The 16,606-nt window shown below is 38.4% G+C and carries 14 protein-coding genes; 10 read left to right on the forward strand and 4 right to left on the reverse strand.

The window, feature by feature from the left end:
• Positions 1-36: 36 nt before the first annotated feature.
• Together ACE1TG_RS07010 and ACE1TG_RS07015 are read right to left on the reverse strand one after the other, a co-directional pair.
• Positions 37-1,023, reverse strand: a complete 987-nt coding sequence (locus ACE1TG_RS07010; RefSeq protein WP_375051654.1) for a DUF6612 family protein — start codon at positions 1,021-1,023, stop codon at positions 37-39.
• 167 nt (positions 1,024-1,190) lie between these two features.
• The gene (locus ACE1TG_RS07015; protein ID WP_375051655.1) at positions 1,191-2,027 is read right to left on the reverse strand and encodes a CvfB family protein; all 837 of its coding nucleotides are present in this window, start codon (positions 2,025-2,027) and stop codon (positions 1,191-1,193) included.
• A gap of 473 nt (positions 2,028-2,500) precedes the next feature.
• Between ACE1TG_RS07015 and ACE1TG_RS07020 the strand changes: the two genes are divergently transcribed.
• Positions 2,501-3,397, forward strand: coding sequence for an AEC family transporter (locus ACE1TG_RS07020; RefSeq protein ID WP_375051656.1), 897 nt, complete (start codon positions 2,501-2,503; stop codon positions 3,395-3,397).
• 220 nt (positions 3,398-3,617) lie between these two features.
• Complete coding sequence (locus tag ACE1TG_RS07025) at positions 3,618-4,409, forward strand: SDR family oxidoreductase (RefSeq protein WP_375051657.1); 792 nt, start codon at positions 3,618-3,620, stop codon at positions 4,407-4,409.
• Position 4,410: 1 nt separating this feature from the next.
• On the opposite strand, the gene ytaF is transcribed toward ACE1TG_RS07025, so the two are convergent.
• Positions 4,411-5,031: a sporulation membrane protein YtaF gene (ytaF, locus tag ACE1TG_RS07030; protein WP_375051658.1), complete on the reverse strand. Its 621-nt coding sequence runs from the start codon at positions 5,029-5,031 to the stop codon at positions 4,411-4,413.
• A 134-nt stretch (positions 5,032-5,165) separates the two neighbouring features.
• Between ytaF and ACE1TG_RS07035 the strand changes: the two genes are divergently transcribed.
• The 3 genes from ACE1TG_RS07035 (at position 5,166) to ACE1TG_RS07045 (ending at position 9,935) form a co-directional block, all read left to right on the forward strand.
• Complete coding sequence (locus ACE1TG_RS07035; RefSeq protein WP_375051659.1) at positions 5,166-7,325, forward strand: DNA topoisomerase III; 2,160 nt, start codon at positions 5,166-5,168, stop codon at positions 7,323-7,325.
• 295 nt (positions 7,326-7,620) lie between these two features.
• The gene (locus ACE1TG_RS07040; RefSeq protein WP_375051660.1) at positions 7,621-9,093 is read left to right on the forward strand and encodes a Na+/H+ antiporter NhaC family protein; all 1,473 of its coding nucleotides are present in this window, start codon (positions 7,621-7,623) and stop codon (positions 9,091-9,093) included.
• A gap of 497 nt (positions 9,094-9,590) precedes the next feature.
• Positions 9,591-9,935 (forward strand): SCP2 sterol-binding domain-containing protein, encoded by a 345-nt coding sequence (locus tag ACE1TG_RS07045; protein WP_375051661.1) that lies wholly within the window; start codon positions 9,591-9,593, stop codon positions 9,933-9,935.
• A gap of 74 nt (positions 9,936-10,009) precedes the next feature.
• On the opposite strand, the gene ACE1TG_RS07050 is transcribed toward ACE1TG_RS07045, so the two are convergent.
• A complete protein-coding gene (locus ACE1TG_RS07050) occupies positions 10,010-11,500 on the reverse strand; it encodes a response regulator transcription factor (RefSeq protein WP_375051662.1) in 1,491 nt (496 codons plus the stop codon).
• A 413-nt stretch (positions 11,501-11,913) separates the two neighbouring features.
• Between ACE1TG_RS07050 and ACE1TG_RS07055 the strand changes: the two genes are divergently transcribed.
• From ACE1TG_RS07055 to ACE1TG_RS07075, 5 genes are all read left to right on the forward strand, one after another.
• Positions 11,914-12,507, forward strand: a complete 594-nt coding sequence (locus ACE1TG_RS07055; protein WP_375051663.1) for a DUF6230 family protein — start codon at positions 11,914-11,916, stop codon at positions 12,505-12,507.
• A gap of 20 nt (positions 12,508-12,527) precedes the next feature.
• Positions 12,528-13,034, forward strand: a complete 507-nt coding sequence (locus ACE1TG_RS07060; protein ID WP_375051664.1) for a DUF6114 domain-containing protein — start codon at positions 12,528-12,530, stop codon at positions 13,032-13,034.
• 42 nt (positions 13,035-13,076) lie between these two features.
• Entirely contained in the window at positions 13,077-14,537 is a 1,461-nt protein-coding gene (locus ACE1TG_RS07065; RefSeq protein WP_375051665.1) for a coiled-coil domain-containing protein, read from the forward strand.
• Positions 14,538-14,767: 230 nt separating this feature from the next.
• Positions 14,768-16,135 carry an FAD-binding oxidoreductase gene (locus ACE1TG_RS07070; RefSeq protein ID WP_375051666.1) on the forward strand — a complete coding sequence of 456 codons (1,368 nt, stop codon included), beginning with the start codon at positions 14,768-14,770 and terminating at the stop codon, positions 16,133-16,135.
• A 66-nt stretch (positions 16,136-16,201) separates the two neighbouring features.
• A complete protein-coding gene (locus tag ACE1TG_RS07075; protein WP_375051667.1) occupies positions 16,202-16,555 on the forward strand; it encodes a DUF4870 domain-containing protein in 354 nt (117 codons plus the stop codon).
• The last annotated feature ends 51 nt before the right edge of the window (positions 16,556-16,606 follow it).

Genomic DNA, 16,606 nt, shown 5'->3' on the forward strand with positions numbered 1-16,606 from the left:
AACAAGCAGTTGTAATGTATCCTCAAGTATATAGATTTACTCTACAGGTTCAGCAGCTTCTCGAACTTCTTGTGGTACAATAAGCTCAACGTAAGCGTTAAAGTTACTATAGGAAAACTCGCTTTTTTCATAGATATGCCCTTTACCTGCTGCCCCAGAGGTGGTTGCTTCATATTTGAGCAAGTAGCTTGTTAGATAAAATGTTTGCTTATCAATGGTCAATTCGTAGGTTCCAGTAACTTTCATGTTATGATAGAAATCTCTGAAAAAATCATTCAAGACTTTTTGACCGGCGCCAAAAACGATTTCTTTAAATTCCTCATCAGTTCCAGAATAGCTGAGGATGTAATGATCTTCCTCTTCAATTACCTGGTAAAGGGAACCGTAGTCAATATAAAAGCTTAACTGTTCATTAAGTATGGTATTGTATAGATTATTAACAGCATATTCTGGCTCCATTGACAGCCATTTATCATTCTCTTTCAGGTAATACATTTCTTTATTTAGGTACATTTCCATATTACTGTCCGGTTCATCGTTTGCTTCAATTTTTACGGTTTGGTGGAGCGTGTTATGCCCACCAATGATCATATCTGCATCAACATGGATCCTTTCAATGCGTTCGACATCATTGATAATTGCGTCTGACACAGTGGTGCCACCCATATATAAACTTTCAACATTCTTCATTGCTTCACTGGATTTACGGAGAATTGCTGCAGCATCTGTAAGTTTAGCTGTTGTATCATCACTTTGATTCGTTTCTTCCATGTTTGTATCATCGGTATTTGATTGCTCGTTTGATTGATTGCTATCATCTTCATTTTGCTGTTTCGCTTTTTTGTCAGTTTCAACAACATCATCCGGCTGTTCTGCTTTAGCTTCGTTATCTTCCTCTGATGTTGCATCTGTCTCTTCTACTGTATTTTTGTTGGTGTTATTCATCGCTGGTTCGTCTTCACTGCATGCAGTCATTAATAATAGGGCGATCCCAATTAAAATAAAGCCTATTAACTTTTTCATGTGTGCACCTCGTTTAGTGTTGGTGCTCAAACTTTACCACACTAAAAGAAGTGCTGTAATGTATCCTTAAGTATAAAAAAACAGCCATGATTAGGCTGTTTAGTTAATCGCAAATTTCACTTGGTACATACCGACATAAACTGGAAAGTGACAAACGCCACTCGAATCTACTTCAGATATGTTTTTCCGTCGCGTTGTTCGATTTTTCGTTCCTTCATGAGTTTTCCGAGGGCACGTTTGAAAGCAGCTTTGCTGATATTAAACGTTCCTTGAATATCTTCTGGATCACTTTTATCGCTGAAAGGGATGACGCCATCATTTTGTTCCAGGTGCATTAAAATGTTATCGGCATCTTCACCCATGCTGTGCTGCTTAAGTGGTCTGAGCGAAACGTTTAGTGTTCCATCTTCTTTTACCTCGATCACCCGTCCTTCGACCCATTCGCCAAGTCTGGGTTCTTTTTTTCGTTCTGTATGATGAATAAATCCACGGTAACCATCTTCAGATATAATTGCGGATCCTTCCTTACTTGTTCGATAGACGCGTCCGCTGATTGCCTGATTTAACAAGTCTTCTGGGGCTATGTCCCACTGTCTTTCAACGATACCTTCAGATGCTGGAATTGCCAGCAAACGTCCTTTTTGGTCTTTTCCTAACGTTACGTATAGCATATCACCTATTATTGGCCAAACGCTCTCGAACAGTGGAAGATCATCGATGGAAACAAGCATTTCTTTTGCTATACCAATGTTTACAAACACGCCAAGACCTGGCATCACTTCTACAACTTCAGCCCAATCGTACTCATCCATTTGAACTGAGGGGAGTTTGGTTGTCGCGATGACCTGTCCTTTCTTATCGGTATAGGGAAAAACTTCAATTTCCTGTTCTGGCTCAAGTTCAGTATCCAACTCATTCTTATGCAATAATACGTCGTCCTCTAGTACGTAACCAGTATCAATTTTTCGAAGTACCTTAAGTGTTTGGATCATTCCTATTCGCATAATTATTTATCCTACTTTCATTATATGTATTGGAAAAGGGGTACTCTTACTATAAGAGTACCCCTTTGATTTATAAAGTAACACATAAGTTTCAATTTTTTATTTATCCCGAATTAATATATCGGGTGGGAAATCACTGTTTATAGGATTTCACTTTTACCGCGGTCATTGTTCCACTGGGGTTTTCTTCCTTAAGCAACGTCAGCCCTACCTGCTCTGATGTCCTTGCGACCCCTTAGTCGCGCCAGTGTGAATAAGATCTTCAAAAACTTACTAGCAGAATGCCAGAATTTCATACTTACTAGTTACTTCATTCGTTAACTTAGATATAATCTCATACAATCTTACATATGTCAAGATATTTTTGGAAAAGTGTTCGACATAAACCGGGAAGTGACAGGCACCAAAATTCAGGCTGCTAACACACATGTGATAAACTTAGTGGATATTAGGTTAATTGGAGAGTTGTGTTTATGGGGTTGTTTTTTCAGGTTGTACTGCCGATTATGGCGGTTTTTGGTTCTGGGTTTATTTTGCAGCGAATTCGTATTCTTGATGTAAAGTCATTGGCAACGACTTCGATATACATTTTCCTGCCTGCATTGGTTTTTACAACATTGTATGATTCGAGTTTTAATCAGGGATATACTTATATTATTGTATTTGCATTTTTTCTATTATTTATGATGATCGTTATCAATAAAGTTCTTGCACGGATTTTTAAATGGAATCAATCCGTTGAAAGTGCTTCGATTTTGACTACGGCATTCATGAATGGTGGTAATTATGGTGTACCAGTCATACTATACAGTATCGGTGAGGCCGCAATGCCGTATGCGATATTTTTTATGGTGCTCCAGTCGCTGGTTATGAATGTTTTTGGAGTATACTATGCATCACGTAGTACAAGTGGCTTTTCACGGGCATTTAACACTATTTTTAAGATGCCTGCTACGTATGCGGCGGTATTGGCGTTTCTTTTCCAGGCAATTCCCTGGGAAATTCCGGACTCAGTTTATTCCACTTTGACAATGGTGGCCGACGCGGCAATTCCATTAATGATGGTGATGCTCGGAATGCAGCTTGCTTCGATCACTTCATTAAAATTTAATTGGCAGGTTATTCTGTCAGCAATGGGTGTTCGTATGGTCGTCTCACCATTGCTTGCATTCTTATTTGTCTGGATTTTGCCAGTGGAACAAGTACTTGCATCGGTTATCATAATTGTTGCGGCAATGCCAAGCGCGGCAACAACAACGATGTATGCGATTGAGTTTGATTCAGAGCCTGATCTTGTTTCCAGTATTACGCTTGTGACAACGCTTATCAGTATAGTTACAGTAACGGTGCTGTTAAATGTAATTGTATGATGTTTTCACTTTTAATTTAATGGGTATTTTAATGATATGCACAAAGTTGAAAGGGTGAAATTTATGATACGGACAATTTTAATGGTAATAGGTGCAATTGTAGTTATTGGCTGGATACTTTCAATGTTATAATAAAAGAACTAAAACTGTAGAACCCGGAGTCCCTTTATGAAGGATTCCGGGTTTTTATGAACAATCTGTTGAAAGGGATGTGATTAGGATGGATCTTCAACTGAAAGGAAAATCAGTTCTTGTAACAGCTGCCAGCAAAGGCCTTGGAAAAGCAATTGCTACTGAATTCGCACAGGAGGGCGCATACGTTTTTATAAGCAGTCGAAGTGAATCTGCTCTTGCAAGTACTGTTAAGGAGATTAAGCAGGAGACGGGTAATGAGAGTGTCAGTTATATTGTTTGTGATATGAAAAATGCTGAGGAAATCAGGCAGATGGCAGAGCATGCGGTAGCTGTAAATGGGACTGTCGATGTTTTAGTCAATAATGCAGGAGGGCCACCAGCTGGAAAGTTTGCTGACATGTCAGATGAGGATTGGTACCATGCGTTTGAACTGAATCTATTAAGTTTTATTCGAACAACGCGCGAGGTCATTCCTTATATGAAAAAACAGGAGATTGGCCATATCGTAAATATTGCTTCTTCATCAATTAAACAAAGTCTGGATAATCTTATTTTGTCCAATACGATGCGACCTGCAATTGTTGGCCTTGCTAAGAGTCTTGCGCGAGAATTCGCTGAAGATAATATTTTAATAAATACAGTGGGCCCAGGAACAATTGAAACAGATCGTGTACTGGAATTAAATCAGAAAAAGTCAGTTGAACAAGGTGTTTCAGTTGAAGAGGTCAAACAGGAAGCGGTAGAGCAAATACCAATGAAGCGATACGGAGACCCAGATGAATTTGCAAAGGCAATCGTATTTCTCGCATCTCGTGCTAATACATATATTACCGGGCAGTCGCTTATTATTGACGGTGGGCAGGTAAAGGCACTGTAGTTCATATCAAATTAGATATCCCTAGCATAATCAGTAAAAATGGAGGTAATAGTGCACACCGTTGCATCCATTTTTTTGTTGCTAAAAAAATACCTAAATGGAGTCCACATAATACGAATACTCCGCTCATGAATGCTATTGAAACAGCAGTTATGACTGGTGAATAGCCTAACATGGCGGCTCCAAGACCAGCACCAAAGGCATCAATAGCTAGTGCAAATCCCAAAAGCAGCGCTTCGTTAGCTGAAATACTCCCGGACTGGTCCAGATCTGCCTGAACGGGCTGTTTCATAACAGTTTTAAAATTGTCCCATGCTTCATCATTCAAATCCATCTCAGAAGCTGCTTCACTTTTTGAACGTGTAACATTGTATAAACAAAATAAACCAATTAAAAGCAGAATAACACCGCCAATTATTTCAGCTATGTCGGGTGTAATAAATGACCTAAGCATGTTACCGATGGTCATTGAAATAAAAACTATTAATCCAGAACAGAGCATAATAATACTTAAAGCAAGAAACGGAACACGAATTTGCCGCATCCCATAGGTGATTCCAACTCCAAATCCATCAATACTTACTCCAATAATTAAAAGTATTAACCCAGCATGAAAGAGCATTCATATCAATTTCCTTTCTGCAATTATCTAAATTATTGTATGGATATAATAATGAGTTGTGACCGTCCACAAAGTTAGTTTAATTATGGTAAAGTAACATTAGAGAGTCGTTAAATAAGAAAGGATTTTTTAAAATGGGCAAAACAATTGTATTAGCTGAGAAACCTTCTGTAGGCAGAGACATTGCCAGAGTGCTGAACTGCCATAAAAAAGGTAACGGCTACCTTGAAGGATCAAACTATATAGTGACATGGGCGCTTGGGCATTTAGTTACCCTGGCAGACCCGGAAGTATATGACGAAAAACTAAAGACATGGCGTTTAGATGATCTACCGATGCTTCCCTCAGAACTGAAACTGGTTGTAATAAAAAAGTCCGGTAAGCAATTCAGCACGGTGAAAACACAAATGAACAGAAATGATGTGCAGGATATTGTCATTGCAACAGATGCCGGCCGAGAAGGTGAATTAGTTGCAAGGTGGATCATCGAAAAAGCCCGTGTTAAAAAGCCTGTGAAGAGGCTGTGGATTTCATCTGTTACAGATAAAGCAATTCGTGACGGTTTCAAGCAGCTAAAGCCAGGCGGGAAATATGAAAACTTATATGCTTCAGCAGTGGCACGTTCTGAAGCGGACTGGTATGTCGGTTTGAATGCAACTAGAGCGTTGACAACCAAGTTCAATGCGCAGCTATCCACCGGACGTGTGCAGACACCGACGCTTGCAATGATCGCAGCGAGAGAAAAAGAAATTCGAGAATTCCAGCCACAAAAGTTTTATGGAATTGAAGCAAAAACTTCAAACGGCGTTACACTGACATGGCAGGATGCAAAAAATAACAGTCGTATTTTTTCCAAAGAAAAGGCTGATACATTATACAATCAGTTGAAAACCAAAGCTGCAAAAGTGGTCAACGTTGATAAGTCCTATAAGAAAAAATATGCACCACAGTTGTATGATTTGACGGAACTGCAGCGTGATGCAAACCGCATTTTTGGATATTCCGGAAAGCAAACATTATCCCTGATGCAGAAACTATATGAGCAGCATAAGGTGCTCACGTATCCACGGACAGATTCAAGAGTTATCTCGACTGATATTGTTCCAACATTGAAGGAGCGCGTTAAGGCATGTGGTGTTGATGAGTATGCACGATTTGCTAATAAAGTGATGAAGCGCGAATGGAAGCTGCCAAAAACCGTTGTTGATAATACAAAAGTTTCCGATCACCATGCAATTATCCCAACGGAGCAACCGGTTAATTTAGCAGAATTGAATGATAAAGAACGTAAAATTTATGACCTTGTTGTTAAGCGGTTTTTAGCTGTACTGGCTGATCCATATGAATACGAGCAGACAACAATCGAAGCAAAAATTGACAGTGAACGCTTCACGACTAAAGGAAACATCGTTAAAAAATTAGGATGGAAAGAAATTTATCAGGATAATAATACTTCAGAAATGCAGTTACCAGCTATCCAACAAGGAGAATCCTTTTTCAATGTAAAAATGACCCAGACGAGTGGTGAAACAAAACCGCCCGAGCGTTTCACAGAAGGTGGGTTACTTCAGGCAATGGAAAATCCTGTCCGTTATATGAGTTCTGATGAAAAGCACTTAGCAAAGACAATTAACCAAGTTGGCGGTCTTGGAACAGTTGCGACACGTGCCGATATTATCGAAAAGCTATTTAATAATCAGCTGATGGAAATGCGTGGAAAACACATTTTTATAACCTCAAAAGGTAGACAGCTACTTGATCTTGTCCCTGAAGATCTGCAATCACCGGCACTTACAGCAGAATGGGAAAATAAACTTGGCCAAATTGCTGAAGGAAAGCTTGATAAAAATCGTTTTATTAAAGAAATGAAGAGCTATGCGAAAGATGTTGTACAGCAAATTAAAAACAGTGATGAAACGTTCAAGCACGATAATATGACAGGGACGAAATGTCCTGACTGTGGAAAATTAATGCTGGAAATTAAGAATAAGAATGGACGCATGCTTGTTTGTCAGGATCGCTCATGCGGACACAAAAAGAATATTGCTAAGCATACCAATGCCAGATGTCCAAATTGTCATAAGCGTTTAGAACTTCGTGGTGAAGGTGAAGGGAAAATGTTCACATGTAAATGCGGCCATCGTGAAAAATTATCAGCTTTCAATAAGCGAAAAGAAAAAGAGAAGAAGCATAAAGTCTCCAAAAAAGATGTAAATAAATACTTGAAAAAGCAGGACGACGATGGTTTTAAAAATAATGCACTAGCTGATGCGCTGTCCAAGCTAAAAGAATAAGTTTACTGTGAGAACCACTGTTGCAACAGTGGTTCTTTACATTACTAATCGTTTCTCGACTCAATTTGGAAGCATTATATTTGAAATTAATTTCTATAAATAATGACACTTTTTCCGAATAACGTACGATTATAGGAGTGAGCCCCCTTGTATGAATGATTTGATTGGAGAATATACCTTTTTATCTATTCATACATTTCAAAACTTATGGTAGACTTGTATCCAAGCTTAGAAGTTCCATTTCTGTAGCTAGTTAGAAGAGCATTTATTAACTAATTTTTTGGGGGGAAGGAACATGTCAGATAACGAAGAATTAGAAAAAGCAACGGGAGACAAGACGATACAAAAACTGGACTTTAGACTCGGGGCAGTCGGGGCAGCTATACCTTTATTGTTTTTCGTAGTTTGGGCTATTTCGATTAGTGTACTAAAGCTATCGTCTGAAGTTGGGCTGGTTATGGGTGCGGTTATCGGCCTGACGCTTGGTTTACTTTTTTGTAGAAGTAAATGGGAAGATTATGCACAGGGTTTATTTGATGGGCTAGCACAGCCAGTTGGTGTTATTGCGATGGTAGCATGGTTTTATGCAGGTATGTTCGCGCAAGTATTACAGGCTGGCGGACTAGTAGAGGGACTTGTATGGATTGGAGCTGTAACTGGACTTACTGGTGGTTTATTCGTTGCATTAACCTTTTTATTGGCAGCAACATTTTCAACTGCTGTTGGTACCGGTTATGGAACTACAGTTGCATTTTGTACATTGATGTATCCAGCCGGTGTTGCAGTAGGAGCAGATCCTGTATTCATGTTTGCAGCAATTTTGGCTGGAGCGGTATTTGGTGATAACCTTGCACCAGTATCTGACACGACAATCGTATCGGCAACAACACAGGACGCTGATGTACCTGGGGTTGTGCGCAGTCGTTTTAAATATGCGGTTGTAGCGGCAGTGCCGGCAGTTATTCTGTTTGCAATCTTTGGTGGTGGCGGTCAAACACAGGCAGATCAAGGGGCACTTGATGCTATGATTGAATCGACTACCCCTGGTGGGCTTATCATGCTCGCTCCGTTTGCTCTTGTACTTATATTAGCTTTATCTGGTCATCATCTACTAACATCGTTAACATGGGGAATTATTTCAGCTATCCCACTTATTGTTCTAGCAGGGTTAGGAACATTTGGTGATATTATAAGTTTTAATCCTGATTCAAGTACTATAGTTGAGGGTGCGTTGGTAAGCGGGTTGACTGGCTATTTTAATATGGCGATCCTTATTCTATTAATTGTAGCAGCAGCTCATTTATTAAAATTAGGTGGAACAATGGAAGCAATAACGAAAGGCTTAATTAAGTGGATTAAAAATTCTGTCCGCAAAGCCGAGCTTGCTATTTGGGGTATTGTTGCATTATTAAATAGTGCTATAACAATTAACACTGCAGCAGAGATTGCAGCTGCACCATTTGTTAAAGAATTAGGAACAAAATATCAAATTCACCGTTACCGCATGGCTAATATGCTTGATGCTGTAACATCTGCATTAGGCTATATATTTCCTTGGGGTGCCCCAGTGTTATTGGGCTGGTCTACGATTAAAACAATGCAAGGTAAGTATGATTGGCTGCCGATCGTAGAGCCGACTGCTGTGTTCCCGTTTGTTTTCCAAGGCTGGTTCTTGGTAATCGTGATGCTTATTGCAGCATTAACCGGATGGGGGCTTCGCTTCCAAGGGAAAAATGGGGAAGAACTAAAAGAAAGACCTCGTGATTAATCATCACAATAGCTATACAAAGAATGAAGGACTTAACCGTTCTTCATTCTTTTTTGGAAGATTCCGGGTAAATAAAAATAGCTCCTTGATCGTAACAACGTAGGTTAATTTGGTAACACTGTTTCACTAGAGAAAATCCAAGTAATTTGAAGGATATCACATAATACATAAATTTAGACGTATCAAATGAAAAAATGCAGTTAAAGATGAGATTTCTCATGGAAGGTGTATGACCAAAAGCGAGAAAAGTAACTCATTGGAATTATGCGAGCGAGAAGGCTGATTAAATCGAATGAAAAGAGTCTTCAATGAATAGAAAGCGATACACGACATAAGAAGGGATTTATTTTATTTTTGTTTAGCTATACGCTTTTTAGTAGATAAGAAACCACCATGTCTGCTGAATGCTGCATAAGTGCAGTTAAGGCAATTCGCCAAAAATTTAGCGAATGCCAGGTTTTCTAATATACTACTAATTCTTTCAAGGAGGATGCAAAATGGCAGGATTACAAGATATTTTTATGGAGATTGACTCGTCAGTAAAAAATGATCCGAGTCGTGCAGGAGGGTTGGAAGCAGTGTATCAGTTTAATCTAAACGGTGATGAATCTGGTACATACCATATCGTATTTCGTGATGGCATTAGTTACGCGGGAGAAGGTGAGATAGAAAAAGCTGATTGCACAATGAATATGTTTACCAATGATTTTAAGAAAATGGTTGATGGAAAATTGAATGGCACACAAGCGTTTATGACAGGGCGTTTGAAAATAAAGGGGAACATGGGGCTCGCGTTAAAATTACAGGAGATTTTAGCCTCAGCTAATAGGAGTGCAAAGTAAGCCTTGAAAACTGACGCAATGGTAGGGGAATGGTTGAATCAAGTAGTGGATATTACCCACTACTTGTTGTTATTCTAGATCAGACCTTCACGGATAGCTTTTGCGACGGACTCCGTGCGATTTTTAGTATCCATTTTCTGTATAATGGCGGATATATAGTCACGAACGGTGTATTCACTTAAATTTAAAGTACTAGCAGCTTCAATGGTTGAAGCGCCCTGAGCCATAAGCTGCAGAACCTCGATTTCCCGTGGTGACAAGTGTAATTCTCCTGTATGCTGCTTGTCACCATGTTGGTTATTTTGATGTTTGGATAGAATCTCTCCTGCACTTTGGCCAAATTTTGTAAGTGCCGAGAAAGTCTCTTGCGCAACTTTAAAGTATTTGCCGCGACCTTGATCAAGAATAGCTGCACCTAGCAGCTTGCTACTGGAAGATACATAGATTGGTGCAACTACCACAGAACCAAGTTCAAATTGCTGGACATATTGATCAGGGAAACCGCGAGTAGCATCCTCCATGTAAATCGGTTGTAAGTAGCTTACACTTTTCCCGAAGAGTTCCAATAACTGTAGGTTATTTTGGATTAATGGCAGATTACTAATGTTCTCTGTGATATTTTGAATTGCATTATTATCAAGGCGGTGCCCAAATAAACCAAAGCCCATTTGATCATTAACAGAGTAGGAAAAAAGAGCACATCTTTCGAAAGGCAAATAATTGACGAATCCAGCTGTAATATTTTCCACAGCCTCATTATAGGTTCTGGAGCGCATAATGGTTTCATTGAACATGATTACGGAATCTTTCCATTGTTGTTCTTGCTTATTTTCTTTAAAGGAATCCTTTCCATATTGATAGGTCTGCAGTGCATAGGTGATGAATGGCATAATTTGAGAAGTATCATGGTGTTCAACACATATTAATAGTATTAGGTCTTCATGTGGAATCGTCAAAACATTATATTTAGCTTTATTATCCTCAGGCATTTGATTCAGTAATAATTCAGATAAGGAATAAACTGTATCTGCCTTCAATTCATCGCTTCCCAGTAACAAATCCTGACTCAAGTTATTAAACCATTTCTCAACAAAATGAAAATGGTCCTTCTTTATAGTGATAGCCGCCCATTCTATTGGTAATTGGTTAGAAGTGACAAGATTCTTTAAAAAGGATTCAATCGTAAAGTATTGATGATATGGTTGCTTAAGAATGTCATCACTAATCGTCGAAAACAGATATTGAACTGCTTGATGGTGATGATAGGAATGATTCTCCTTTTGCTGGATAACTTTATGTACAGCATTCTCCAGAAAAGTAATGATAAATTGATTTGTTTGAAGTGGCTCATTAATTCGGGGCGTTACAATATTTAAATGGTCTTTATCTGTTTCATCAACCTCATTAGCAAAAAGATATTCAGTAAAAAAGCTGATTGTATCTTCTACATTCTTAGTTGACTTTTCTCCTTCCTGCAAATGAGCAAGAACATGCTCCCATTCAAGCAGGATCTGGTTTTGATGTGACTTAACGATCTTAAGACCGCTATTAAATAATCTGATCATTTGACTATTTAAAGTTAGGGACATCATTCTTTCCCCTTTCAATTAACAATTATCAGTGTGATTTTTGCCCAGTTATTTTATTAAATTCGACACGAATCATATAAACCCTTTTTCTTAATACCCTTTAACGTTAGTAAATAAACCAGTTTTCAATGAACGAAGATTTTGTATCAATGTTTTAGAGCCAACAAAAATAGGGTACTGTTATATCGATATAAAAAATTACCTATAATTGTAGGGTTTTTTGTGCAGTCTTTGTATTTTATACTATTGTTAAAAGAATTTTTGTGTAATTTAGAAAAAGGAAGAAGAGGAGGGAAATGTAAAGGTTATTTTAGTGAAATTATCATTCTTAAATGTAAGCGGTAACAATAAATTAGTTGCGTGATAATAGGTGCAAAGGGGTGTGAAGTTTGGGTGAAGAAAGGAAAGAAACAGTAGGTAAAACGTGGAAAAAGAAGTTTTTTATTGCTTTGTTTGCTGGCTTTTTAGGGCTAGGAGGACTTATGTCGGTGTTCGGGTTCACTGGAACAGCGTTTGCACTACCACTTGGTGGAATTGGTGATTTTTACGTTGAGTTTGATGAATTGAATGGTAAAGGATTCCAGTTATTACCGCACATTGGTGAAACTGGCAACTCTGATGCTGAGCCAATGATCCGAAATAAGATAGAAGAAGTGGAGATTAAAAATTTACACATCTATAAGGATATCCAAATGCCAACTGGCGGCTGGGTAAGAGTTCATATACGTGCGTCTGGTCCTACCAAAATCAGTGGACTGATTCAGGATGCCCGTATGATTGACGCTGATTTAAGCTTTAAAGAATTGGCAATTAAAGAACAAAATACCGATGATTTTTCTACCAATTGGTCGCAGAATGCAAAAACGATTACAATTAAGGATGCTAAATTAGTTACTGACTATTTGTTTCAAAGTGTGGTCAGTCTGGACGGTACCAAAATTTATGTTGAGAAAATCGATGAACCGGATATGACATACCAATAAATCCTCTGGAGGTGATACTCATGAACAGAAAAGAAGCAAAGGCGTTAAAAAGGGAAGAAAAGTTACAGGGAAAGCATCGTAAAGTAGCTAACGGCGGGAAATTCAAGAAGTGGCGAAACAAAAGACCTTTTTGGGGAGCAAGTTTAATTCTATTAGCAGGGCTAATGATTTTGTATATACCATTACACCTTTATGCTATCGCTTTCATACCTGGTAGTTTTGTCTTTGTTGGCTTTTTGTTTGGTGGATTAATTTTGATTATGGGAATTTTAGATTATATATACCCACAATTTTCGACTGTGTTTGGTGTAGTCACTATATTTTTGTCTATTCTTTCAGTAATGGGAGCACTAGGAGGATTTGTAATAGGAACGGTAATAGGCATTATTGGTGGAGCAATGTCTATTGCATGGGAAAAGCAAGAAGTTACCATTACGGAAGCTGTACCAAATAAAGAACAACTAGACCAGGATGATGTAACGAATGAATTCATGGAAGAGAAAGAAGTAAAGACAGTCCAGGCTTAACGTTGCGGCGTACGTTTAATTTGTTAATTAGGGGAATAAAAAATGAAAAATACTGCTTTAATCAGTTTCATTTTCATACTTGTATTTGGCTTTTCCTTAGCGCCTGCAGTTACAAATAATGTTTTGGCTGAAGGTGAAAATAGTTCCGAAGATAATGGCAACAGTGGCGGTTTCATTATCGAAACGAAAAAGGTAGAAGGCCAAATGGATCTGGTAGGTGCGCTGCAGGGTAAAGTCACGATTAAGGAGGGAATTATCCACGGATTAACCATTACGAAGGTACTTGAAACAGGAAAAGGACAGGAACCAATGGTGATTCGAATTAAATCACCAGGTCCAATTCATGTACAGAACCTGTATGCCGAAACAATAGATGGTACTCCTCCAAATATCGGTGGTTTATGTGCACCTAGTAAAGTTGGATGGGTTTGTCTATCAGATGTTGTCATGAAGGTTTCCAAGCAAACAGTTTCGGAAATTTCCCTGCCGAATACTAAAATTAAAGCTTGTTATAAAAGCGAATGTGGAAATTTACCAGACTATAGTCCGACGACTAAAGAGAAAATAAAGGAAATTCTGGAAGAGAAGGATAAAGAGCAAAGTAAACTGGATCAAATAAAGAAAGAACTGGAAAATGATAAACAGAAACTAGGTGCGGTTGGTGACTTAATAGATAAGGCAACGGAGACGTATGAAAAAGTAAAAAACGGTACACCATCGGATGAGTTAGTAAACTTGATTGAAGACACTAAAAATCTACTGAAAAAAGAAATAGAGGATGGAGTTACCGATAAACTGAACAATTTGATCGCCTTGACGGAAAAAATGGAGAGCGAATTAAAATCGTTTCAAAATGTTTCTGGAACGTTTGCAAGCCTGGTCGACGAGTCATCTCGGTTGGTAAAGGATCTTGAAAAAAGTATAAATACTAAACAGGAAAAGCTTGCAAAGCTAACTGAAGAGCAATCATCCGCAAACGAAAGTGCACGGGAACAAGCAGAAGTGTTCTCGAAGTTATTAGAGAAGGCTGAACCTAATAATGAAGAATCTGACTCTAAGTCTGAGGAAACTACCAACTCGAAGCTGGATATTAAAACACTTCAGGAAAACGTTGAAAAGGTAACGAAAGAAACAGAAGAAGTTAAAAAACAAGTAAATAACCTAAAAAAGAAAGAAGAATCTATCCAAAAAAAGACCAACACAATAACCAATAACATATCAAGCTTGAAGGATAGCATTACAGAGACGGCAAAGAAAGCAACGTCTGACGAAAAAGAAAAAGCCGGTAGCAATAAGGCTGATGAAACGACTGATAATAATGAGGAAAAGGAGTCAGAATCAAATACTGAAACAGAAAAGAGCAATAATTCAACTGAGAAATCGGAGGAAGAGAATAAGCAGAAAAATGAGGAAGATACGTCTGAGGATGAAGAAATAACGAATCTTGAGGATGTTGTCGATTCCATATTTGATCTGTTTCAGGTAAGTCCATATCTTAATTGAACTTTAATTAACAGTGACTTGAATTAAAATAATCAAGTCGCTGTTTTACTTGGCAAAACTACTGCATAAGTGCAACTATGGTATTCGCCATTAAAGCTTAGAGTATGCCAAGTTTTCTATTAATTGATAAATAAAAGTATACCCAAGTATACATTACACCGTGTTAATCCTATGATAAGCTTTCTATAATCATATGAAAGTTCCCAATATTATCACGGAGGTAATGAGGAATGAACGAAAAGATACAAACGGATAAAAGCGGCTATATTATTTTGCCCAGCCATGAGCGCTATGATGAGAAAAGAAAGGTATGGAATAATTTAATTGACAGGTATCCTGCTGCAATATTTGAGTGCTTATCAGATGCAGATGTGATATCAGCAGTTTCATTTGCAAAAAAGCAGAATATGGATATATCTGTTCGTGGTGGGGGTCATCATTTGGCTGGAACTGCCGTTTGTGAAGAAGGCGTGATGTTGGATTTATCAAAAATGACCACCGTATCTGTTGACGAGAACCGATATGTAGCTATCGTGGGTGCGGGAGCCACACTTGGTGACATCGATTCTGAAACACAGAAATTCGGGCTTGCTACACCAACAGGAACCGTATCAGAAACAGGAATCGGAGGGTTAGCGCTAGGTGGCGGGTTTGGTTATTTGAGAGGGAAATACGGATTAACATGCGACAATATTATATCAGTGAAAATGGTTACGGCTGATGGAAATCTGGTTAAAGTTAATAGAGATGAGCACCAGGATTTATTTTGGGCTATCCGTGGTGGAGGTGGAAATTTTGGAGTTGTGACAGAATTTGAACTACAGCTCTACCCAGTTGGTCCTAATGTATTAGCAATTGATACAATGTACGATTACAAAGATGCTAAAGAAATTTTTCAGAAGCTGGATAATTATATGAAGGATGCACCAGATGAGATATCTGTAAACACGGCAATAATGCAGTTGCCTCCAGCACCATTTCTCCCTGAAAGTATGCATGGGAAGCGTGTAATAGCAGTATCTGGCATGTATGCGGGTGAGTTAACTCGTGAAGCTGAAAAAACGTTAATTGAGCCATTACAGGAACTGGCAACACCTTTAATGGATAACACAGGAATGATGCTATATACAGACCTGCAGAAGAAGCTCGATCCTATGGTTCCTAAAGGTGCTGAGGTGGTTGGAACATCTCTGTTTTTCAAAGAATTAGATGAAGCCATGCTTGACATCATTTTTGATACTATGGAAAGTTCACCGCTCCCGATGGCAATGGTGCAAATTTGGATGCTTAATGGACAAATGAACCGTGTTTCAGCAGATGAAACCGCTTTTGCTGTAAGGGATGCACGCTACCTCATTCTTTTTGATGGTGAAATAGTCAAGGGTGATCTTATTAGTGGCCAGGAATGGATGGACGCTATCTATGAAAAGTTAATACCTTTTTCCTTTCAGAAGGCTTCTTATTTAAATGGGGTAAAACTAGGTGAAGAAATCACAAAAAATACGTATGGAGGTAATTATTCTAAGCTTGCCAAAATAAAGCGGGACTATGATCCGGAAAATTTATTTTGTTACAACCACAATATCGTACCAGAATAAATTTTTGGGCATAAAGTAATATAAAATATTCTTAGCTTGAATAGTATTTATAAGGAGGTGTTTGCAATGGCTGAAGAAGTCAAATCGGAAAATGTTAATGGTACAGTTGAGGAAGAGTCGTCGGATGTGAAAGACAATAAGGGGATGGCAATTTTAGCGTATATTATCTTTTTCATTCCACTGATAACCTCGAAGGATTCAAAATTTGCAATGTATCATGCAAATCAAGGCCTGGTTCTATTTCTCTTTGGAGTAAGTGTGAGTGTAATCGGTACAATTATACCATTAATAGGCTGGTTACTAATTTTACCTCTAGGCACACTATGCTGGTTTATATTTGTAGTACTGGGAATTATAAATGCGGCTAATGGTAAGCAAAAACAATTACCATTAATCGGCAAGATAAGTTTACTGAAGTAAGAGCAAAAGCGAAAACGCCTGTTCAGCGCCGTATGGACTGCGCCCGCGCAT

It is taken from the genome of Virgibacillus sp. JSM 102003 (assembly GCF_041949995.1).
GTDB lineage: Bacteria > Bacillota > Bacilli > Bacillales > Amphibacillaceae > Lentibacillus.